We start from the raw sequence: 22,335 nt of genomic DNA, 5'->3' as shown, positions 1-22,335 counted from the left end.
ATGGTTGAAATTGAACTGGACGGTCAGAAGGTAGAAGTCACCGAGGGTTCCATGGTGATGCATGCTGCCGAAAAGGCCGGCACCTACATACCCCACTTCTGCTACCACAAGAAGCTCTCGATTGCGGCCAGTTGCCGCATGTGCCTGGTGGACGTTGAAAAGGCGCCCAAGCCCATGCCCGCATGTGCCACGCCAGTCACGCAGGGTATGGTGGTGCGAACCAAGACCGACAAGGCCATTCAGGCGCAAAAGTCGGTCATGGAATTTTTGCTCATCAACCATCCGCTGGATTGCCCCATCTGTGACCAGGGGGGTGAGTGTCAGTTGCAGGATCTGGCGGTGGGCTACGGAGCATCGTCGTCCCGCTACGAAGAAGAAAAGCGCGTAGTACCAGTTAAAGATGTGGGCCCGCTGATCTCTATGCAAGAGATGTCGCGTTGTATCCACTGCACACGTTGCGTGCGCTTTGGCCAGGAAGTGGCCGGCGTGATGGAACTGGGCATGATTCATCGCGGCGAGCACGCCGAGATCACCACCGTGACGGGGGAAACGATCGACTCCGAGCTCTCGGGCAACATGATCGACATCTGCCCGGTAGGTGCGTTGACCAGCAAGCCGTTCCGCTACAGCGCCCGCACATGGGAGCTCTCACGCCGCAAGTCGGTCAGCCCGCACGATTCCACAGGCGCCAATCTGATTGTCCAGGTCAAGAATCACAAGGTCATGCGTGTCGTGCCTTTTGAAAATGAGGCAGTCAACGAATGCTGGATTGCAGACCGCGACCGTTTTTCGTATGAAGCACTCAACAGCGACGAGCGCCTGACCCAGCCCATGCTCAAGCAGGGCGGAACATGGCGCGAAGTGGACTGGCAGACGGCACTGGAGTACGTTGCCAATGGGTTGCGATGCGTTCGCAACGACCACGGTGCTGGCGCCATTGGTGCTTTGGTCAGTCCGCACAGCACTCTCGAAGAAATCTATCTGGCCGGCGCACTGGTGCGTGGGCTAGGTAGTGAAAACATTGACTATCGACTTCGCAATGCCGAATTCCCCGCTCCCTCCGGGATTCGCTGGCTGGGAACGTCGATTGCGTCTTTGTCCACCTTGCAGCGTGTGCTGGTGGTGGGCTCCAATCTGCGCAAGGACCACCCGCTGTTTGCACAGCGGATTCGTCAGGCAGCGCGCCATGGTTGTGCTGTCAGCGCTGTCAATTCAGAAGTTTTTGACTGGGCCATGCCTGTCGCGCACTCTTTGGTGCTGGCGTCTGGCGCATGGGAGCAGGCGCTGGCCGGCGTAGCCGCAGCGGTCGCCCAGGAAAAGGGCGTGCAGGCTACTGACGACACGGTTCAGGTGGGCGATTCTGCCTTGGCTATTGCTCGCTCGCTGCTGGGCGGCGAACGCAAGGCAATATTGCTCGGTAACGCAGCCGCCCACCATGCGCATGCCAGCCGTTTACTGGCACTGGCGCAGTGGATCGGAGAGCACACCGGTGCCACGGTGGGCTATCTGACCGAGGCTGCCAATACGGTCGGTGCACAGTACGCTGGCGCAGTGCCCGTCAATGGCGGCCACAATGCAGGTCAGATGCTCGCAGGGAGCCTCAAGGCCGCCATTCTTTTGAACACGGAACCTGCCTTTGACTCTGCTGGCGGTGAGGCGGCCTGTCAGGCGCTTGCCAATACCGACATGGTTGTCACCCTGAGTCCCTTCAAGGCCAACATGGCTTTCAGCGACGTACTGCTGCCAATTGCCCCGTTTACTGAAACCTCGGGCAGTTTTGTGAATGCCGAAGGCCGGTTGCAGAGTTTCCATGCGGTCGTCCGGCCGTTGGGTGAAACCCGGCCTGCCTGGAAGGTGTTGCGAGTGCTCGCCAACCTTTTGAATGTTCCGGGCTTTGATTTCGAGACATCTCAGGATGTACTGGCCCGGGCAACCAACACACCGGCGGGTGGCATCGCTGAAGTTTCGTCCGTACAGCTGAGTAACGCCCAAGCTTTGCTGCCACAGGCGGCAAGTCCTGCGACCGGTGAGCCGGCAGTGGCATCCATCTACCAGCTGGATGGAATCGTGCGTCGGGCCACTTCATTGCAACTGACGGCGGATGCCCGTCGCACGCAGGAAGGAGCCGCGGCGTGATTGATGCTATCCACAACGCAGGTCTGAATCTGTTGAGCTACGGCTGGTGGACAGCCATCGTCTGGCCGGTTCTCTGGATTCTTTTGAAGATTGTTGTCATCCTGGCGCCGTTGATGGGGGCTGTTGCCTACCTGACACTTTGGGAGCGCAAATTGCTGGGTTTCATGCAGGTTCGCCATGGTCCGAATCGTGTCGGTCCCATGGGCTTGCTGCAGCCCATTGCGGATGCGCTCAAGCTGCTGACCAAGGAAATCATCCAGCCTACCGCTGCCAGCAAGGGTTTGTTTGTGCTGGGGCCGGTCATGGCGATCATGCCCGCATTGGCGGCCTGGGTTGCGATTCCTTTTGGCCCGGATGTTGCGTTGGCCAATGTGAACGCGGGTTTGCTGCTGGTGATGGCCATCACGTCCATTGAAGTCTACGGCGTGATCATCGCTGGATGGGCATCCAACTCCAAGTACGCATTTCTGGGCGCCTTGCGAGCTTCCGCGCAGATGGTCAGCTACGAAATTGCCATGGGGTTCTGCTTCCTGGTGGTAATCATGGTGTCTGGCAGCATGAACCTCACGGAGATCGTGATGGGGCAGGGGCGTGGCATGGCAGCCGACAAGGGACTGGTCTTTCTGTCTTGGAACTGGTTGCCATTGCTGCCGATTTTCCTCGTGTACCTGATTTCTGGTGTGGCAGAAACCAACCGCCATCCCTTCGACGTTGTCGAGGGCGAAGCCGAGATTGTTGCCGGGCACATGGTGGAGTACTCCGGCATGGGGTTTGCCATCTTCTTCCTTGCCGAATACGCCAGCATGTGGCTGGTGTCCATCCTGGCTGCGCTGATGTTCCTGGGGGGCTGGCTCTCGCCAATCGACAGCGCATTGTTCAACTGGATTCCGGGCTGGATCTGGCTGGGCCTCAAAACCTTTGTGGTGGTGTCGATGTTTATCTGGATCCGGGCGACTTTCCCCCGCTTCCGTTACGACCAGATCATGCGTCTGGGCTGGAAGATCTTTATTCCGGTCACGCTGGTGTGGTTGCTCATTGTTGGCGGGTGGTTGCTCTCGCCTTGGAATATCTGGAAATAAGCGGGGACACAAATGACTGCTGTTGCTGCTGCTGCACCTTTTTCGTTCAAAGACTTTCTCAAGAGCTTCATGCTCGTGGAGCTGCTCAAGGGCATGGCCCTGACTGGGCGCTATGCCTTTCGCCGTAAGGTGACGGTGCAGTTCCCTGAGGAAAAGACGCCCTTGTCACCACGGTTTCGGGGGTTGCACGCGTTGCGTCGCTATGACAACGGTGAAGAGCGTTGCATTGCCTGCAAGCTGTGCGAAGCCGTTTGCCCTGCGATGGCCATCACCATCGAATCCGATGTCCGTGACGATGGGTCACGCCGCACCACGCGCTATGACATTGATCTGACCAAGTGCATCTTCTGCGGCTTTTGCGAAGAGAGTTGCCCGGTGGATTCGATTGTTGAGACGCACATCCTCGAATACCACGGCGAGAAGCGCGGCGACCTGTATTTCACCAAAGACATGCTTTTGGCGGTGGGTGACCGCTACGAGGGTGAAATTGCTGCGGCCAAGGCCGCTGACGCCAAGTACCGTTAACGCGCTACTGCTGCGAATCCCTTAGGCCAGACTTTATACAAAGACCCGATTCATGGACGCCAAGACTGGTTTTTTCTATCTCTTCTCGGTAGTGCTGCTGTTTGCAGCCTTCCGGGTGATTACTGCGCGCAATCCAGTGCATGCGGTGCTGCACCTCATCCTTGCCTTCTCGCAGGCTGCGGCAATCTGGTTGCTGCTCAAGGCGGAGTTCCTTGCCATCGTGCTGGTCCTTGTGTATCTGGGCGCAGTCATGGTGCTGTTCCTGTTCGTAGTGATGATGCTCGACATACACATCGACACGATCCGCAAGGGGTTTTGGAAGCATTTTCCACTGGCCGCCTTTGTCGGTGCCGTGATCGCCCTGGAAATGGCAGCGGTGGTCATCGGAGGGTTCCGTGGTATGGACGAACCCAAGGCTGCAGCGGTGGTGCTGGATGCCGCGGGGCAGGTGGTCCCTTACTCCAACGCGAAGGCGCTTGGCAAATTGCTCTACACGGAATATTTGTATCCCGTGGAAATTGCCGCTGTCATTTTGCTCGTGGCCATGGTTGCCGCCATTGCTTTGACGCTGCGCCAACGCAAGGACACCAAGGCGATCGACCCCTCGATGCAGGTCAGGGTGCGGGCGCGTGATCGTCTGCAAGTGGTCAAGCTGACGGCAACCCAGAAGCCTGGCCCGGAAGTCGCCAGCGAGCCTGCGGGCGAGGAGAAAAAAGCATGACATTGACGCTGGGCCATTTTCTTTCACTGGGCGCCATGCTGTTCGCCCTTGCAGTGATCGGTATTTTCCTGAATCGCAAGAATCTGATTGTCTTGCTGATGGCGATTGAGTTGATGCTGTTGGCGGTCAACATGAATTTCGTGGCGTTTTCGCACTATCTTGGCGATATGCACGGTCAGGTTTTCGTGTTCTTCATCCTGACAGTGGCGGCTGCCGAGTCGGCCATTGGTCTGGCCATTCTGGTGCTGCTGTTCCGCAATAACTCCAGCATCAACGCGGAAGATCTCAACACCCTCAAGGGTTGAGTCGCCCACATTCCCAAGGTTCTCAAGAATGAGTCAAACCCTCTCTGCTTCAACGCTTTTGGCGGTTCCTTTGGCACCGCTGGCAGGCGCATTGCTGGCCGGTATATTTGGTACCACGTTTGGCGGCAACTGGATTGGTCGTCGCCTCAGCCACACGCTGACCATCCTGGGCGTGTTGGTTGCATTCATCCTGTCTGCCATGACGCTCAAGAGCGTGGCACTGGATGGTGCGCGCTTCAATGAGACGCTGTACACCTGGATGGTCGTAGGAGGCCTCAAGATGGAGGTGGGCTTCCTGGTGGACAGCCTTACAGCCATGATGATGGTGGTAGTCACTTTTGTGTCGCTCATGGTGCACATCTACACCATTGGCTACATGGAAGAGGATGACGGCTACAACCGTTTCTTTGCCTACATCTCGCTGTTCACGTTCTCCATGCTCATGCTCGTCATGAGCAACAACTTGCTGCAGCTATTCTTTGGCTGGGAAGCGGTGGGCCTGGTTTCCTATCTGCTGATCGGCTTCTGGTTCAATAAGCCCTCTGCCATCTTCGCCAACATGAAGGCCTTTCTGGTCAATCGCGTGGGTGACTTCGGTTTCATCCTCGGCATTGGCCTGATCGCGGCCTACGCTGGCACGCTCAATTACGCCGAGGTGTTTGGCAAGACCGCCGAGCTGGGCGGGCTTGCGTTCCCCGGCACCGACTGGATGCTAATTACGGTCATCTGCATCTGCCTGTTCATCGGCGCAATGGGTAAAAGCGCCCAGTTCCCTCTGCATGTGTGGTTGCCTGATTCCATGGAAGGCCCAACTCCCATCTCCGCCTTGATTCACGCGGCGACCATGGTGACGGCCGGCATTTTCATGGTGGCCCGCATGTCGCCGCTGTTCGAGCTGTCGGATACGGCACTCAACTTCATTTTGGTGATTGGTGCGATCACTGCGCTCTTCATGGGCTTTCTGGGCATCATTCAGAATGACATCAAGCGTGTGGTGGCTTACTCCACCTTGTCGCAGCTCGGTTACATGACGGTGGCCCTGGGGGCATCGGCTTACTCTGTGGCGGTGTTCCACTTGATGACCCACGCATTTTTCAAGGCGCTTTTGTTCCTTGGTGCTGGTTCGGTCATCATGGGCATGCACCACAACCAGGACATCCGCTGGATGGGGGGCGTGCGCAAGTACATGCCCATTACCTGGATTACCTCGTTGCTCGGCTCTTTGGCACTGATCGGCACACCTCTGTTCTCGGGGTTCTACTCCAAGGACAGCATCATTGAGGCTGTTCACTTCAGTCAACTTCCGGCTGCAGGTTTTGCACACTTTGCGGTGTTGGCCGGGGTGTTCATCACGGCGTTTTACTCGTTCCGCATGTACTTTCTGGTTTTTCACGGCAAAGAACGCTATGACCAGAATCCAGACGCACACCATGCGGGCGACCATGGCCACGGTCATGATGACCACCATGAACCGCACGAATCGCCATGGGTGGTTACCGTGCCCCTGGTTTTGCTGGCGATTCCTTCAGTCGTGGTGGGCTTCATGTTCATCCAGCCGATGCTGTTTGGAGATTTTTTCAAGGATGTGATTTTTGTGGATGCAGTCAAGCATCCCGCGATGGCCAAGCTGGCCGAGATCTTCCACGGTCCCATGGGCATGGCCCTGCATGGGCTGCAGACAGCGCCGTTCTGGCTGGCGTTGGCGGGTGTTGGGCTGTCCTATTACATGTACATGGTCAATCCCGCATTGCCAACGGCCATCAAGGCGCGAGTGCAGCCCCTGTATGCGTTGTTGGAAAACAAATACTACCTGGACTGGATCAACGAAAACATCCTTGCGCGTGGTGCACGTGCCTTGGGCACCGGTCTTTGGAAGGTGGGAGATCAGGCCATCATCGACGGTGCCATGGTCAACGGTTCATGGAAGCTGGTTCGCTGGGTTTCCAGTGTGGTGCGGTGGATGCAGACGGGTTTCATCTTCCACTATGCCCTCGTGATGATTCTGGGGGTGTTTGCGCTGATGACCTGGTTTGTCTGGCGCGACTATTTCCTGCAGCTCATCAAATAAGGAAAAGAACAAAATGGGTTTGTTGAGTCTTGCAATCTGGACGCCAATCGTTTTTGGTGTTCTGCTGCTGGCGGTGGGTCGGGATGAACATTCCCGTGCTGTCCGCTGGATCGCCCTGATTGGCGCTGTCATCGGCTTGTTGGTAACGCTGCCTCTGTATGACGGCTTCAAGCTGGGCACTGCTGCCATGCAGTTTGTAGAGAAGACCACGTGGATTGAACGTTTTAACGTCCACTACCACCTGGGTGTGGACGGCCTTTCCTTCTGGTTTGTGCCCCTCACCGCCTTCATCACGGTCATTGTGGTGATCGCTTCCTGGGAGTCGATTACTGAGCGGGTCAACCAGTACATGGGTGCCTTTCTGATCCTTTCAGGATTGATGATTGGTGTGTTCTGTGCACTCGACGGCCTGCTGTTCTATGTGTTTTTTGAGGCAACCCTGATTCCGATGTACCTGATCATTGGTATCTGGGGCGGGCCTAACAAGATTTACGCGGCCTTCAAGTTTTTCTTGTACACGCTGCTCGGCTCGCTGCTGATGCTGATTGCGCTCATCTTTCTGTACAACCAGTCGGGTGGCAGTTTTGATATTGCGGCGTGGCACAAGTTGCCCCTCAGCTCCACGGCGCAGACGATGCTTTTCTTCGCATTCTTTGCGGCCTTTGCTGTGAAAGTGCCTATGTGGCCTGTGCACACCTGGTTGCCTGATGTGCACGTGGAAGCCCCCACAGGCGGTTCTGCTGTCTTGGCGGCCATCATGCTTAAGCTGGGCGCCTACGGTTTCCTGCGCTTCTCGATGCCGATTGCCCCGGATGCTTCCCGGGAATGGGCGTGGTTGATGATCGCGTTGTCGCTGGTGGCCGTGATTTATGTCGGTCTGGTGGCCATGGTTCAGAAAGACATGAAGAAGCTGGTGGCTTATTCGTCCGTTGCACACATGGGTTTTGTGACGCTCGGCTTTTTCATCTTCAACGATCTGGGTGTTTCGGGTGGTCTGGTGCAGATGATCGCGCACGGCTTTGTTTCCGGTGCCATGTTCCTTTCGATCGGTGTTCTTTACGATCGAGTGCACTCGCGAGAAATCTCCGCCTATGGCGGCGTGGTCAATACCATGCCCAACTTCACGGCATTTGCCTTGCTGTTTGCCATGGCCAACTGCGGGCTTCCAGGAACCGCCGGGTTTGTGGGCGAGTGGATGGTGATCCTTGGCGCAGTGAAGGCCAACTTCTGGATTGGTGTTGCAGCTGCCACAGCACTGATTTTCGGTGCAGCCTACACGCTTTGGATGTTCAAACGGGTTTATCTGGGTCCCGTGGGTAACGACCATGTCAAGGCACTGCAAGACATCAACAGCCGTGAATTCTTGGTGATGGCATTGCTGGCTTTGGCTGTTCTGGCCATGGGCCTTTATCCACGCCCCTTCACCGACGTGATGGACACCTCCGTGGCGGAGTTGCTCAAGCATGTGGCCCTGTCCAAGCTGAACTGACCAGACTGAACTGAGAGATTCGAGATGATTGACAACATCAGCTGGCTTGCCATTTACCCCGAGATCGTGCTGTTGGCCATGGCCTGCGTGATCATGCTTGTGGACCTGGGGGTTCACAGTCCTCGCCGTACCGGCACCTATGTGCTCACCATGCTCACGCTGGCAGTGGTTGCTGTTCTGCAGGGTGTGTACGCCAGCAGTGGAAACACGTTCTATGGTTTCGGCAACATGGTGGTCAGTGATGCGATGGGCAACTGGCTCAAGTGCTTCGCCACTGTGGCAGTGATGGTGACGCTGGTTTACGGCCGTCCTTATGCCGCCGATCGTGGAATGCTGCGCGGTGGCGAGTTGTTCACCCTGTCGATGTTGGCTTTGCTGGGCATGTTCATCATGATCTCCGGTAACAACTTCCTCGTGATTTACCTGGGCTTGGAACTGCTCACCCTGTCCAGCTACACGCTGGTGGCATTGCGTCGCGACAACGCCATGGCAACGGAAGCTGCCATGAAGTATTTTGTGCTGGGGGCCATGGCAAGCGGGTTCCTGCTTTATGGTTTGTCGATGCTTTACGGTGCCACGGGATCCCTGGATATCGGGCAAGTGTTCAAGGCCGTCAATTCTGGCCAGATCCGCCACCAGGTGCTGGTGTTTGGATTGGTCTTCGTGGTGGCAGGTCTGGCTTTCAAGCTGGGCGTGGTGCCTTTCCACATGTGGATTCCCGATGTCTATCAAGGTGCCCCCACTGCAGTCACGCTGATGATTGGTGGCGCACCCAAGCTTGCTGCGTTTGCAATCACCATTCGGCTTTTGGTGGACGGTTTGTTACCACTGGCCATCGATTGGCAGCAGATGCTGGCAGTGCTGGCCATTGGCTCGCTGCTGGTGGGTAACCTTGCAGCCATTGCCCAGACCAATCTGAAGCGCATGCTGGCTTACTCCACCATTTCTCAGATGGGTTTTGTCTTGCTGGGCCTGTTGTCGGGTGTCATCAACGGCAATGTGGATGCCGCTGCCGTTGAGAGCGCCTACAGCTCCGCCATGTTCTACGTGGTGAGCTATGTCCTTACAACCCTGGCAGCGTTCGGCGTGATTTTGCTGCTGGCCCGTGAAGGCTTTGAGAGCGAAGAAATCGCAGATCTGGCGGGTCTCAATCAGCGCAGCCCCCTGTATGCGGGCGTGATGGCTGTCTGCCTATTCTCCATGGCCGGCATTCCACCGCTGGTGGGTTTCTATGCCAAGCTGTCTGTCTTGCAGGCCTTGGTGGCGTCCGGACAGGGGCTTTACATTGCGTTGGCGGTGTTTGCTGTCCTCATGTCGTTGATTGGCGCTTTCTACTACCTGCGCGTCGTGAAGGTCATGTATTTTGATGCCCCTCTGACGGCAACCAGCGTGTCTGCGCCCCTGGATGTTCGCGTGGTGTTGACTGTCAACGGTGCACTGGTGCTGGTGCTCGGCTTGTTGCCCGGTGGTTTGATGGCCCTGTGTGCAGATGCCATCGTGCGTGCCCTGGCCACCTGAACCCAATCAAAGTACTTCTGTGTCTCAAACTGGATCGATCTGGCTTGTCATCGTGGCCGCGTTCATCGCGGCCAACCTGCCGTTTATCAACCACCGGATGATGGTGGTCGGGCCCTTGGCCCAGACCAAGAAGGCGTTGATTGTTCGTCTTGTTGAGCTGGTGGTGCTGTACTTTCTGGTCGGCGGCATTGCCCTTCTGCTGGAACGGCGTGCCGGGCAGATTGCACCACAGGGGTGGGAGTTCTATGCCGTTACTGGAACCTTGTTTCTTACGCTGGCATTTCCGGGTTTTGTTTACCGCTATCTGCTGCGTCGCCACGATTGACCACGGTTCAAAGAGACTGCCTTCATGAAGGTGCTTGACCTGCATTGTCAGCAGGGCCACGTATTTGAGGGGTGGTTCGCCTCGGAAGAAGATTTTCAGGGGCAGCTGCGCGATTCGCTCGTGCAGTGCCCGTTGTGCGCTGACGTCCACATTTCCAAAAGACTGAGTGCGCCCAGGCTGAATCTGGGTGCTCGGCAATCCACTGCCACACCCGTCGTTGCGGATTCGTCGGTGGCAAGCAGCACTGTCGACGCGTCTGGCGCTGATCGTCAGGCGGCATGGTTGTCGCTGGCGCGCAAGATCATGGCCACCACAGAAGACGTAGGTCCACAATTTGCGCAAGAAGCCAGGCGCATCCACCGCGGAGAGGTTGAAGAGCGGGCGATTCGGGGCCAGGCGTCACCCGACGAGACCCTGCAGTTGCTCGATGAAGGCATTGCGGTTCTGCCACTCCTGTTGCCAGAGGCAGCGAAAGAAACCTTGCAATAAGGCCACGCCGTGCGGCTGCGCTGGCCCTTTCGCATCGATCTTACTGCTGTCACTACGGAGTCGGTCATACGGTGAATTGCAGTGCAGCAAGACGCGCATAGATACCGCCCTGCGTCAGCAGCACGGCGTGGGTACCCTGTTCGACGATGCGTCCATTTTCCAGCACGACGATCCGGTCAGCGTTTTGAACTGTGGCGAGACGGTGTGCAATCACCAGTGTCGTGCGCTGGCCGGTGTGTCGCTGCATGGCCATCTCCAGTGCGGCTTGCACCATGCGTTCGCTTTCCGCGTCGAGCGCGCTGGTGGCTTCATCCAGTAGCAGCAGGGGAGGATTTTTCAGCATCGCGCGCGCAATGGAGATGCGCTGGCGTTGTCCGCCAGAAAGGCGCACGCCCCGCTCTCCCAGAAAGGTGGAGTATCCCTCCGGCAGGGCTTCAATGAAGTCGTGGGCGAAGGCCGCCTTGGCAGCAGCGATCACCTCATCGGTAGATGCATTGGGGCACCCATACCGGATATTGTCGAAAGCAGAAGCCGAAAAGATCACGGCGTCCTGGGGCACGGTACCAATGTTGGCGCGCAACTCCTCCAGTGCCAACTGCCGGATTTCGACGCCGTTGAGAGCAATGCGGCCTTGCAACGCGCCATTGGCACGCTGGTCTACGTCGTAGAAGCGTTGGAGCAGTTGAAAAACGGTGGTTTTTCCTGCACCGCTGGCTCCGACCAGCGCGATCGTTTCTCCCGGTTGCAGGTGCAGCGTGAAGCCTTGCAATGCCGGTTGGTCGGGCCGCGACGGGTAGTGAAAATCAACCGCTTCAAAGTCCACCCGAAGGCCTTGGTTTCCCGTGGGCAGCGGTTGGGGTGCCCGAGACTCTGCCACGGGGGACTCACTCGCTATCAGTTCCATCAGGCGTTCTGTCGCGCCTGCGGCGCGCAGCAGGTCGCCATAGACCTCGCCGAGCACCGCCACTGCGCCAGCCAGCAAGATGACATACACCACGGTCTGCCCCAGGTGACCCGCTGTCATTTGTCCGTCCAGCACAGCCTGGGTTCCCCGGTAGAGGCCCCACAGCAGCAGGCCGGCGTTGGCAATGATGATGAACGCCACAAGAAAAGCGCGCGCACGTGTGCGCCGGATGGCGGTCAGAAAGGCGTTTTCGGTGGCTTTGCCAAAGCGAGCCGACTCACGCGCTTCGGCCGTGTAGCTTTGCACCACTGGAACGGCATTGAGCACCTCGGCCGCGATGGCGCTGGAGTCGGCCACGCGGTCCTGGCTGTCGCGCGAGAGGCGCCGTACGCGCCGCCCTATCCACATGCTGGGCAAAACCACCAGTACCAACACCAATAGGACAACCGCCATCACGTACGGGTTGGTCCACACCAGCATCACCAGTGCGCCCACTCCCATGACGGCGTTGCGCAGCCCCATGGAGAGTGATGAACCGACCACCGTCTGTACGAGCGTGGTGTCGGCTGTCAGCCGCGACAAAACCTCTCCGGTCTGCGTGGTTTCAAAGAACTGCGGGCTTTGCCGCAGCACATGGCTGTAGACGGCATTGCGCAGGTCGACGGTGATTCGTTCGCCCAGCCAGCTCACCATGTAAAAGCGTGCCGCCGAAAAAATGCCCAGGGCGATGGCGACGCCGAACAGTGCCAGAAAATGCCCGCGCAGCGCCATCGTCTGGTCGCTATGGTCGGATGCCATCAGGCCTCCATCGATCAGATTGCGCAATGCCAGCGGAAACGCCAACGTGGCCCCCGCCGCCAGCACCAGAAAAATCAGCGACAGACCAATCTGGGCGCGGTAGGGCCGCAAAAAAGGAAGCAGGCCAGACAGAGAGCGCGGAGCGCCGCGCGCGCGCAGGGGAGAAGATGTTGCCATCAGGGCAGTGTAGGCTGCCCCGAAGGGTGGTGGACAGTGGGCACGCGTGCCTTTTGGGCCCTGTGCTTTTACACGGTGGTGGCAGCTCGGGTGGTGCATAGCGGCGGCCGCGGCCGGTGGTGCCGGATGCACCCCGTCCACCCGACAAAAAACGAAGCCGCAGGCGCACCCCATTTGGTGACCCGAAGCTGCGCCATCGCCCGCTTGAATGCTCCGCACGGACCATTGCGACGCCCGTTGCGCAAACGCGTGTTGGCGCGGTGGGGTGGGCGTTCTTACGTAGGCATTTATACATAGGCATTTGTCCCAGTACCTGCGTGCCCATGCCGGGACTTACGATGCAACTCAACAAAACGCATCTTCCGAGACCTTGCGGCAAGGCTCTTTCCTCAGCATCCCCATGGAGCGATCAAGGCGCAATGAGCGACGTCATTCTTGAAACACAAAGCCTGACCAAAGAGTTCAAAGGCTTCACCGCGGTCAGCAACGTGACCCTGTCGGTGCGCCGTGGCTCCATCCACGCCCTGATTGGACCCAATGGCGCCGGCAAGACCACCTGCTTTAACCTGCTCACCAAATTTCTGGAGCCCACCTCGGGTCTGATCCGTTTTAACGGGCAGGACATCACGCGCGAAAAGCCCGCTGAGATCGCGCGCCGCGGCGTGATCCGTTCGTTCCAGATATCAGCGGTGTTTCCGCACCTGACGCTGATGGAGAACGTGCGCATTGGGCTGCAGCGCAAGCTGGGCACCGCCTTTCATTTCTGGCGCAGCGAGCGCAGCCTGCGCCAGCTCGATGCCCGCGCCATGGAGCTGCTCACCGAAGTGGGCCTGGAAGACCTGGCCGACGAACTCACGGTGAACCTGCCCTATGGCCGCAAGCGCGCCCTCGAAATCGCCACCACGCTGGCCATGGAGCCAGAGCTCATGCTGCTCGATGAACCCACGCAGGGCATGGGTCACGAGGACGTGGACCGCGTCACGCAACTCATCAAGAAGGTCTCGGCTGGCCGGACCATCCTGATGGTCGAGCACAACATGAAAGTGGTGTCCACCATTGCCGATTGCATCACCGTGCTGCAGCGTGGTGCCGTGCTGGCAGAAGGGCCTTACGCCGAAGTTTCGAATAACCCCCAAGTGATGGAAGCCTACATGGGCACGACCGATGGCCAACTGCAGGGAGCCCACTGAAATGGCCACCACTGCCTCCAACACCCCTGCGCTGGAAATCAGCCATCTGGAAGCCTGGTACGGCGAGTCGCATGTGCTGCATGGCGTGGACATCATGGTGCGGCCCGGCGAAGTCGTGACCTTGCTCGGGCGCAACGGCGCTGGTCGCACCACCACCATGCGGGCTGTCATGGGCCTCACCGGCGCCCGCAAGGGCTCTGTGAAGATCAATGGTGTGGAGACCATCCACATGCCGACGCACCGCATCGCCCACCTGGGCGTGGGCTATTGCCCGGAAGAGCGGGGCATTTTCTCCAGCCTGTCGTGCGAAGAAAACCTGCTGCTCCCGCCGGTCCTCAAGACCGGCACGCAGGGCATGTCGCTCGACGAAATTTACGCCATGTTCCCCAACCTGGCAGAACGCCGCAACAGCCAGGGCACGCGCCTGTCGGGCGGCGAGCAGCAGATGCTGGCCGTTGCGCGCATCCTGCGCACCGGCGCCAAGCTGCTGCTGCTCGACGAAATCTCTGAAGGCCTGGCGCCGGTCATCGTGCAGGCGCTGGCCCGCATGATCATCATGCTGCGCGAGCGTGGTTACACGGTGGTGATGGTCGAGCAGAACTTCCGCTTTGCCGCACCGCTGGCCGACCGCTTTTATGTGATGGAGCATGGCCGCATCGTCGAGAAATTCGGCGCCAGCGAGCTCGAAGAAAAGATGCCGGTGCTCACCGACCTTCTCGGCGTCTGACCGGTCAGGCCGCCACCTCCCGTGTTTTTGCAATCCCCCTCACCACAACAGGAGACACTCATGAAATACAAACTCAAAGCACTGGCATTGATGCTGGGCGCAGCCGGTCTGGCCACTTCGGCCGTCCAGGCGCAGGAAAAGGTCAAGATCGGCTTCATCACCGACATGTCCAGCCTGTATTCGGACGTCGAAGGCAAGGGCGGCGCCACCGCCATCCAGATGGCCATCGATGACTTCGGTGGCAAGGTGCTGGGGCAGCCGATCGAGTTGCTCACGGCCGACCACCAGAACAAGGCCGATATCGCCGCCTCCAAAGCCCGTGAATGGATCGATACGCAAGGCGTGACGATGGTGTTCGGTGGCACCAATTCCGGCACCGCACTGGCGACTGCCAAAGTGGCCCAGGAAAAGAAGCGCGTCTATTTCAACAACGGCGCCGGCAGCTCTGCATTGACCAATGAGCAATGCACTCCTTACACCGTGCATTACGCCTACGACACGGTCGCGCTGGCCAAGGGCACGGGCGGTGCCGTGGTGGACAGCGGCGGCAAGAGCTGGTTCTTCCTGACCGCCGACTACGCGTTCGGTCATTCGCTGGAAAACGACACCTCCGCAGTGGTCAAGGCCAAGGGCGGCACCGTGGCGGGTGCCGTGCGCCACCCGCTCAACGCATCCGACTTCTCCTCGTTCCTGCTTCAGGCACAAAACTCCAAAGCTCAGATCCTGGGGCTGGCCAACGCGGGCGGCGACACCATCAACGCCATCAAGGCCGCCAAGGAATTTGGCATCAATAAGACCATGAAGACCGCGGGTCTGCTGGTTTTCCTGAGCGACATCCACAGCCTGGGCCTCAAGAACACCGAAGGCCTGCTGCACACCACGAGCTGGTACTGGGACAAGGACGACGATTCGCGCAAATTTGCCAACCAGTACTTTGCCAAGATGAAACGCATGCCTACCGACGTGCAGGCAGCAGACTACTCTGCCACGATGACCTATCTGAAGGCGGTTGCCGCCGTCAAGAGCACGGATGCCGACAAGGTCATGGAATACCTGAAGAAGACGCCCATCAATGACTTCTACGCCAAGGGCGGTGTGATTCGTCCGGACGGCCGCATGGTTCACGAGATGTACCTGGTACAGGTGAAGTCGCTGGCTGAATCCAAGAAGCCCTGGGACTACCTGAACATCGTCAAGAAGATCCCGGGCGACCAGGTGTTCACCGCCAAGGCCGACAGCAAGTGCGCGCTCTGGAAATAACCCTTTAACCTGAACTCTCCCCACCTGCCGTCTGCCATGGAAATTTTTGGTGTCTCATTGCCGGGTCTATTGAGTCAGCTCCTGTTGGGGCTGGTCAATGGCTCGTTTTACGCAATCCTCAGCCTTGGGCTGGCCGTGATATTCGGCCTGCTCAACGTCATCAACTTTGCGCACGGTGCGCTGTTCATGATGGGGGCTGTGATTACCTGGATGGCCATGAACTACTTCGGCATCAACTACTGGTTGATGCTGGTGCTGGCGCCGCTCGTGGTGGGGGTGTTCGGGGTCGTGATCGAGCGGCTGCTGCTGCGCTGGATCTACAAGCTGGACCATCTTTATGGCCTGCTGCTCACACTGGGCCTGACGCTGTTGATCGAGGGCATCTTTCGCTCGATCTATGGCGTATCGGGCCTGGGTTACGACACGCCCGAGTTGCTTGAAGGAGCCACCAACCTGGGCTTCATGATCATGCCCAACTACCGTGCCTGGGTGGTCGTTGCTTCCATCACGGTATGCATTGCCACCTGGTACGTGATCGAGAAGACCAAGCTGGGCGCCTACCTGCGCGCCGGCACCGAGAACCCGCGTCTGGTGGAGGCATTCGGCGTCAACGTGCCGCTGATGATCACGCTGACCTATGCGTTTGGTGCCGGTTTGGCGGCCTTTGCCGGTGTGCTGGCTGCGCCGGTGTACCAGGTGTCGCCGCTGATGGGGCAGAACCTCATCATCGTGGTGTTTGCCGTGGTGGTGATCGGTGGCATGGGCTCCATCATGGGCTCCATCCTGACCGGTCTGGGCCTGGGCATCGTCGAAGGATTCACCAAGGTGTTCTATCCCGAAGCCTCCTCGACCGTGGTGTTTGTCATCATGGTCATCGTTCTCCTGATTCGCCCCGCCGGCCTGTTCGGCAAAGAAAAATAAGGGGCTGTTCACATGAATTCCAAGAACCTTACCGCTATTGGCTACGGCCTGTTGTTCATCGGCCTGCTGGTGGCGCCGTTGCTGGGCGCCTACCCGGTGTTCGTGATGAAGCTGATGTGCTTCGCGCTGTTTGCCTCCGCCTTCAACCTGCTGCTTGGCTACACCGGCATGCTGTCTTTTGGCCATGCGGCCTTTCTGGGGGGCTCGGCCTATGTGGCAGGCCAGTCCATGAAGGTGTGGGGCTTTACCCCCGAAATCGGCCTGCTGCTGGGCACGGCCAGCGGCGCGTTGCTGGGCCTGGTGGTCGGTTTCTTTGCCATTCGCCGCACAGGCATCTACTCCACGATGATCACGCTGGCACTGGCGCAGATGCTGTTCTTCATCTGCCTGCAGATGCCCTTTACCGGTGGTGAAGACGGGCTGCAAGGCGTGCCACGCGGCAAGCTGTTTGGCGTGTTTGATCTGCAAAATGACCTGGCCATGTACTACGTGGTGCTGGTCGTGGTGGTGGCGGCGTTTTTGCTGATCGTGCGCACCGTGCACTCGCCCTATGGTCAGGTGCTCAAGGCCATCAAGGAAAACGAGCCGCGTGCCATTTCGCTGGGCTACGACACCAACCGCTTCAAGCTGCTGGCGTTTGTGCTGTCGGCTGCGCTGTCGGGGCTGGCAGGCTCGCTCAAAACCCTGGTGCTGGGCTTTGCCACGCTCAGCGATGTGCACTGGTCGGCATCAGGCCACGTGGTGCTGATGACGCTGGTGGGTGGCCTTGGCACGCTGTCGGGGCCGCTGGTGGGCTCGGCCGTGGTGGTGTTGCTGGAGAACAAGCTGGGTGAAATCGGCAGCTTCCTGGCCACGCTGACCAGCGTGGAATGGTTCAACACGCTGGGTGAGTCGGTCACCATGGTGACGGGCCTGATTTTTGTGATCTGCGTGCTGGCATTCCGCCGCGGCATCATGGGTGAAATCATTGCCTGGCTGGCCCGCCGCAAGGCCGGCAGCAAGGGCTGAGTTTCACGTTTTCTTGCGCGCTTTGTAAAGGCCGCTGCGTCACAAGCGCAGCGGCTTTTTGTATCCCGTCATTTCCAGATAACCCCGGCCAACGGCTTCGCCTGCGCCATTGCGCAACTCCGACAGGCCTTCCCAGTAAATCGCCCCGGTAGAGCTGCTGCTGTCGAGCTCCTGGTCGTCCAGCAGTGCACGCACACCGAACTGGCCGGCGGGGGTTGTCACCAGCCATTGCACCGGGTAGCGGGCGCCGCTCAAGGGGCTGCTCCAGTGGCGTTGTGCGGCAAACACCACGGTGTTGTCGGCAAATACCTGGGTCTGCTGGCGCGCCGGGCGGAACGAGCCACCCGTCCACAGCGTTGAGCCATCGGCGCGCCGCAAGCGAAACGCCGTGAGCGCGCTGCCGTCGTAGAGGTTCATGCCTATCCAGTCCCAGCCCACGGCGTCGGGGTGCATCAGCGCATCGCTCCATTCATGGTCCAGCCAGGCGCGGTTGGTGCCGTTGTCGGTGGTGCTGCTTTCAATGACCATACGGCGCCCGTTCAGCACAATGGCGCCGCTCACGGCCAGCTGTGGCTGGCTGTAGTAATAGCTGGCCTGGGCAGCCTCAGGGCCTTTGCGGGACAGGCCCTGCCGGCCCTGCAGCAGTGGCGGCTGGGCCGTGTCGCAGCGCAAGTCGAGCCCGAAGCCGTCGCCCTCGACCCGTGCGAGATAGCGGCTGCCGCTGGTGATGGGGCTTTGTCCAGCGCTGCCGGGCGCTGCACGCTGGGTGCCGTCGGGCAGGGCGGTTCTGGCAAGCGACCAGTCGCGCAGCTTGACGGCCGTGTCGGACTCGCTGGCCTGCGCCACGCCAAAGCCCGCGCGGGCGATGCGCTGGTCGTGGTGCAGGCGCTGGCCGTGGATGTCCGTCAGCGCCGCGTGGGCGAACAGCAGCTGCCTGGCCGCAAAGGCCGACTGCATGCCTTGCGTGGCATCCACCCGCGAGCGGAAAAACGTCACCTGAAACCCCCACAACCTGCCCTCGGCCTGCACATGGCCCGTGAGGTACCACCATTCGGTGTGCAGATCCGGGTGGCTGCCATGGTCGCGCGGAAATTGAAGGGCTCGCGCGGGCAGCGCCAGCGCATTGGCCGCGCCCGCTCCCAGGGTCAGCGCCAGCCATTGGCGGCGCGTGCACAGGGCAAAGCGCCCGGGCGGCGGTGTGAGGGGCATGGGCAGCTGCGCGACGGGCATGTCAGGCTTGACTGGCATACCGGCGCTGGTGGGGCGGGGTGCCGTGGCCAGAGCCGCAGGCGGCGCCGTGGGGTTCGAAAAATGGGGGCTGCGCGGTCATGGCGTGAATTGTCTTTCAATGCTTGCGGGCCGGTTGTGGGGTTTAGCGGGCATCCGGCCTGACCTACCAGTCTTCCTTGACGGCCAGCACCGCATCCTGTCCGGCTGCCGCCCGGCCCGCCAGCCATGCCGTGAGGGTGCCTGAGGCCACCACGACGGCGCACAGTGCCAGCAGGCGGGCTGCGGGCACGCGCAGGTCCATGGTCCAGTGAAAGCTTTGCGGGTTGACCACATGCACCAGCACAAATGCCACGGCCAGGCCCAGCAGCACCCCCACGGCTGCGCCCACGCCGGTCCATGCCGCGCCTTCGCCGGCTACCACGGCCAGAATCTGGCGGCGTGTGAGGCCCAGGTGGGCCAGCAAACCGAACTCCTTGCGCCGTGCCAGCACCTGCGCGCTGAAGCTGGCCGCCACACCAAACAGGCCGATACCAATGGCCACCGCCTGCAGCCAGTAGGTGACGGCAAAGCTGCGGTCGAAGATGCGCAGCGAGCGCTCGCGGATGGCACCGGACGAGACAAATTCCAGCCCTGCTGCGCCTGCCTCCGTGGGGGCCTCTGTGCCAGCATCGGGCCCGGCCAGCGCGCGGATCGCCTGCTGTAACTGCGCCAGGTCGGTGCCGTCGCGCGGCCACAGTGCCAGATCGCTGGCGCGTGTGTCGCCCGTCAGGCGCAGGTAGTCGGCCCGGTCCATGGCCACGGTGCCCGACTGGCGGGCATAGTCGCGCCATACGCCTGCTATAAAAAATAGAGCTGCTTGCGCTTGCCCATCATGCTTCAGAGGGCTAAAAGACCTTGAAAGTGCAGGCCACTCCATGCCGGGCTGCAGGCCATACAGGTCCACCACCGCCTCGCTGATGTAAACCCCCATGCGGCCTTCGGGCACGGGCAGTGCCGCCGCCACCAGCGGCAGCGCGCGCGCGGGATCGCTGCCCAGCGGGCGACTCATCAGCGTGAGGGCGGGGCGTGCGGCGTCCAGTTGCAGGGGGCCGATGCGCAGCGGTTGCACGCGGTCCACGCCGGGCAACTGCGCCACGGCTTCGTCGAACCCCGGCGGTAGCAGGGCCGATTCGCCCCCTGCCGCACTCAGGGCCGAGCGAACATACAGCGGAGATGGCAGCACCGCATCGAGCCATTGGGTGACCGAGCCGCGAAAACTGGCCACCATCACCGTCAGCGCGACGGCCAGGCTCAGGCTGGCCACTACGCCGCCCACCGCAATGGCGGCCGTGCCGCGCATGCGGCGCGCGCGCTCCAGGGGCAGCATCAGCAGCAGATGGCTGGCCGCCAACGGGCGCAGGCGGTGCAACAGCCAGGCCATGCCCCAGGGCAGCAGCGCAATGCCACCCAGCAGCAGCAGGCCAATCGCGACGTAGGCGGCCAATGCAATGCCAAATACGGGTGGAGCGCTTGCCAGTAAAGCGCCAGCAGCTATCAAAATGATACCTGTGGTGGCGCCTGGCCCTGGGCCGACCGGGGCGCCCAGACCCTTGAGCGTTTGCGCCGGCGGCAGCTGGCGGGCCGCACGCGCGGGCCACCAGCCACCCACCAGCGCGGCGGCCACACCCAGCGCGCCGTAGAGCAGCGCGGCCGGGCCGCTCCAGTGCAGCGTCGGTTGTACGCCGGCAAAGTAGCCGCCACCCAGGTCGCCCCCCAGCAGTTGCAGCGCGGTGGCCGCCAGCGCCGTGCCCAGCGCAATGCCGGCGGCACTGCCCACCAGCCCCAGCAGGGCCGACTCGGCCAGCACCAGCGCCAGGCGCTGGCCTGGCGTGGCGCCCAGCACCGCCAGCAACGCAAACTGCGGCGCACGCTGCGCCACGCTGAGCGCCAGTACCGAAAACACCAGAAATGCCCCGGTGAACAACGCCACCAGCGCCAGCACCGTGAGGTTGACGCGGTAGGCGCGCGACAGGTTGCCGATGCGCTGCACGGCATCGCCAGGCTCGGCCAGCACGGCGTTGGCGGGCCAACCCGGCAGGGATGGCAGCGTCTGCGCAAACGCCGTGCGGTCGGTGCCCGGTTGCAGCTGCAGATCGATGCGGGTCAGGTGCCCCGCCTGGCCCCACAGGTCCTGCGCTGCACCGATGTCCATCACGGCCAGCGGCGCGCCGCCTGCGGCCACGGTGCCGGCCACGCGCACCGTGTGCGACCCGTGTGGGCCGGCCGGCAGCCGAAGCTGTGCCGGGCCCGCGCCATCGCTCGGCAGGCCCAGGGCCTGCAAGGCCGCCGCGTTGAGAAACACCGTGGCGGGCGCCAGCATGGCCAGTCGCTCGCTGCTGGCGAAGGCGCGGGGCATCAGTGCGGGCGCCACGGCAGGCAGCAGCAGCGCATCGGCCCCCACCACCCGCAGCACCACGCGGGCGGGTGCGGGCGCGGGTGCCACCGCTGGTGCGGTGGCTGGTGGCGTGGCGGGCTGTGTGGTCGGTGGGGCATCCACCTGGGCCATGGTGGACAGCTCCAGCCAGGGGCTGGCACGCGCCACCTGTGGGTGGTTGGCCAGCTGCGCATAAAGCGCTTCGGGCAACGGGCCCTGCATGGCGCGCAGCTCCAGATCGGGCTGGCCGTTCACGGCGCGCACGGCCTGCGAAAACTCATCGAGGGCCGAGGTGTTGATCACATGCACGGCAAAGGCCAGCGCTACGCCCAGCATCACGGCGGCCACTGCGGCGGCGCTGCGCCAGGGATGGTGACGCAACTCTTGCCAGGAGAAGGTGCGAAGCAGTGCAAGCATGACCCGATTGTGACGGCCCAGCACAGACAGGGCAGGCCATTGAGGAAGATCAAACGCACCCGCAGCGGCTCTTGAAATCGGGCCAGGCTGCTCGTATGTTGGACTTAGGGCTGGTGCTCTTCCTTGCCGGCCCGGTTGTCCAACCCGTTCAGGAGCTTCACCATGAATTCTCTGGTTACACGTGGCAGTTTGTTTGATGACTTCTTCAAGGACATCGCCCCCGGCTTTTATGTGCGTCCACTGCATGGCGACGGTGTCCCGACGCCCTCGCAGATCAAGGTGGATGTGAAAGAAACCGATGGCGGCTACACCGTGCAGGCCGAAGTGCCCGGTGTGCCCAAGGAGGACATTCATGTCTCGATCGACGGCAATGTGGTCAGCCTGCGCGCCGAGGTGCGCCAGCACGACCAGAAGACAGAGGGCGAGAAGGTGCTGCGTTCCGAGCGCTATTTCGGCTCGGTGGCGCGCAGTTTTCAGTTGCCCGTCGATGTGGATGCCGCGCAGGCCAAGGCCAAATACGACAACGGCGTGCTGACGCTCACGCTGCCCAAAAAGCAGGGCGGCAACGCGCAGCGGCTCTCCATCGAATAAGCGGGGCCGGCGGCAGGCTGTCGCTCGGCATGGCTGGCGCCGTG

The 22,335-nt window shown here is 60.8% G+C and carries 19 protein-coding genes; 16 read left to right on the top strand and 3 right to left on the bottom strand.

All coding sequences use genetic code 11. From position 1 onward, the window contains the following. From nuoG to DTW89_RS06925, 10 genes are read left to right on the top strand one after another with little or no spacing between them, the layout of a single operon-like run. Complete coding sequence (gene nuoG / locus DTW89_RS06970; RefSeq protein ID WP_114655405.1) at positions 1-2,136, top strand: NADH-quinone oxidoreductase subunit NuoG; 2,136 nt, start codon at positions 1-3, stop codon at positions 2,134-2,136. Then, positions 2,133-3,215: an NADH-quinone oxidoreductase subunit NuoH gene (gene nuoH, locus DTW89_RS06965; RefSeq protein WP_024814479.1), complete on the top strand. Its 1,083-nt coding sequence runs from the start codon at positions 2,133-2,135 to the stop codon at positions 3,213-3,215. Before nuoG ends, nuoH begins: the two co-directional genes overlap by 4 nt. Positions 3,216-3,227: 12 nt before the next feature. Further along, positions 3,228-3,740, top strand: a complete 513-nt coding sequence (gene nuoI / locus DTW89_RS06960; protein WP_024814480.1) for an NADH-quinone oxidoreductase subunit NuoI — start codon at positions 3,228-3,230, stop codon at positions 3,738-3,740. A gap of 52 nt (positions 3,741-3,792) precedes the next feature. After that, complete coding sequence (locus tag DTW89_RS06955) at positions 3,793-4,461, top strand: NADH-quinone oxidoreductase subunit J (protein WP_114655404.1); 669 nt, start codon at positions 3,793-3,795, stop codon at positions 4,459-4,461. After that, positions 4,458-4,766, top strand: coding sequence for an NADH-quinone oxidoreductase subunit NuoK (gene nuoK / locus DTW89_RS06950; protein ID WP_024814482.1), 309 nt, complete (start codon positions 4,458-4,460; stop codon positions 4,764-4,766). Before DTW89_RS06955 ends, nuoK begins: the two co-directional genes overlap by 4 nt. A gap of 28 nt (positions 4,767-4,794) precedes the next feature. Next, positions 4,795-6,834, top strand: a complete 2,040-nt coding sequence (nuoL, locus tag DTW89_RS06945; RefSeq protein ID WP_024814483.1) for an NADH-quinone oxidoreductase subunit L — start codon at positions 4,795-4,797, stop codon at positions 6,832-6,834. A gap of 13 nt (positions 6,835-6,847) precedes the next feature. Continuing rightward, positions 6,848-8,323 (top strand): NADH-quinone oxidoreductase subunit M, encoded by a 1,476-nt coding sequence (locus DTW89_RS06940; protein ID WP_114655403.1) that lies wholly within the window; start codon positions 6,848-6,850, stop codon positions 8,321-8,323. A 24-nt stretch (positions 8,324-8,347) separates the two neighbouring features. Continuing rightward, positions 8,348-9,841: an NADH-quinone oxidoreductase subunit NuoN gene (gene nuoN, locus DTW89_RS06935; protein WP_024814485.1), complete on the top strand. Its 1,494-nt coding sequence runs from the start codon at positions 8,348-8,350 to the stop codon at positions 9,839-9,841. A 19-nt stretch (positions 9,842-9,860) separates the two neighbouring features. Then, positions 9,861-10,166, top strand: a complete 306-nt coding sequence (locus DTW89_RS06930) for a DUF2818 family protein (protein ID WP_024814486.1) — start codon at positions 9,861-9,863, stop codon at positions 10,164-10,166. A gap of 24 nt (positions 10,167-10,190) precedes the next feature. Beyond that, positions 10,191-10,655: a DUF1178 family protein gene (locus tag DTW89_RS06925; RefSeq protein ID WP_024814487.1), complete on the top strand. Its 465-nt coding sequence runs from the start codon at positions 10,191-10,193 to the stop codon at positions 10,653-10,655. A gap of 64 nt (positions 10,656-10,719) precedes the next feature. On the opposite strand, the gene DTW89_RS06920 is transcribed toward DTW89_RS06925, so the two are convergent. Further along, positions 10,720-12,534, bottom strand: a complete 1,815-nt coding sequence (locus DTW89_RS06920; RefSeq protein WP_114655402.1) for an ABC transporter transmembrane domain-containing protein — start codon at positions 12,532-12,534, stop codon at positions 10,720-10,722. A gap of 419 nt (positions 12,535-12,953) precedes the next feature. Here DTW89_RS06920 and DTW89_RS06915 point away from each other — a divergent pair, with 419 nt between their 5' ends. From DTW89_RS06915 to DTW89_RS06895, 5 genes are read left to right on the top strand one after another with little or no spacing between them, the layout of a single operon-like run. After that, positions 12,954-13,724 (top strand): ABC transporter ATP-binding protein, encoded by a 771-nt coding sequence (locus tag DTW89_RS06915; protein WP_111865408.1) that lies wholly within the window; start codon positions 12,954-12,956, stop codon positions 13,722-13,724. Position 13,725: 1 nt separating this feature from the next. Continuing rightward, positions 13,726-14,451: an ABC transporter ATP-binding protein gene (locus DTW89_RS06910; protein WP_114655401.1), complete on the top strand. Its 726-nt coding sequence runs from the start codon at positions 13,726-13,728 to the stop codon at positions 14,449-14,451. A 60-nt stretch (positions 14,452-14,511) separates the two neighbouring features. Then, the gene (locus DTW89_RS06905) at positions 14,512-15,711 is read left to right on the top strand and encodes an ABC transporter substrate-binding protein (RefSeq protein ID WP_111865405.1); all 1,200 of its coding nucleotides are present in this window, start codon (positions 14,512-14,514) and stop codon (positions 15,709-15,711) included. A 36-nt stretch (positions 15,712-15,747) separates the two neighbouring features. Next, positions 15,748-16,632 carry a branched-chain amino acid ABC transporter permease gene (locus DTW89_RS06900; RefSeq protein ID WP_114655400.1) on the top strand — a complete coding sequence of 295 codons (885 nt, stop codon included), beginning with the start codon at positions 15,748-15,750 and terminating at the stop codon, positions 16,630-16,632. Positions 16,633-16,644: 12 nt separating this feature from the next. Continuing rightward, entirely contained in the window at positions 16,645-17,640 is a 996-nt protein-coding gene (locus DTW89_RS06895; protein WP_114655399.1) for a branched-chain amino acid ABC transporter permease, read from the top strand. Between the two features lie 39 nt (positions 17,641-17,679). Here the strand turns inward: DTW89_RS06895 and DTW89_RS06890 are convergent, their stop codons facing one another. Continuing rightward, positions 17,680-18,870, bottom strand: a complete 1,191-nt coding sequence (locus DTW89_RS06890; protein ID WP_442858100.1) for a lipocalin-like domain-containing protein — start codon at positions 18,868-18,870, stop codon at positions 17,680-17,682. 163 nt (positions 18,871-19,033) lie between these two features. Further along, the gene (locus tag DTW89_RS06885; protein WP_114655398.1) at positions 19,034-21,700 is read right to left on the bottom strand and encodes an FtsX-like permease family protein; all 2,667 of its coding nucleotides are present in this window, start codon (positions 21,698-21,700) and stop codon (positions 19,034-19,036) included. A gap of 162 nt (positions 21,701-21,862) precedes the next feature. Here DTW89_RS06885 and DTW89_RS06880 point away from each other — a divergent pair, with 162 nt between their 5' ends. After that, the gene (locus DTW89_RS06880) at positions 21,863-22,291 is read left to right on the top strand and encodes an Hsp20/alpha crystallin family protein (RefSeq protein ID WP_024814496.1); all 429 of its coding nucleotides are present in this window, start codon (positions 21,863-21,865) and stop codon (positions 22,289-22,291) included. The last annotated feature ends 44 nt before the right edge of the window (positions 22,292-22,335 follow it).

Origin of the sequence: Acidovorax sp. BoFeN1, assembly GCF_003345135.1 — a bacterium.
GTDB lineage: Bacteria > Pseudomonadota > Gammaproteobacteria > Burkholderiales > Burkholderiaceae_C > Acidovorax > Acidovorax defluvii.
The sequence above is the reverse complement of the archived record's forward strand: the minus strand, read 5'-3'. Positions and strand labels throughout refer to the sequence as shown.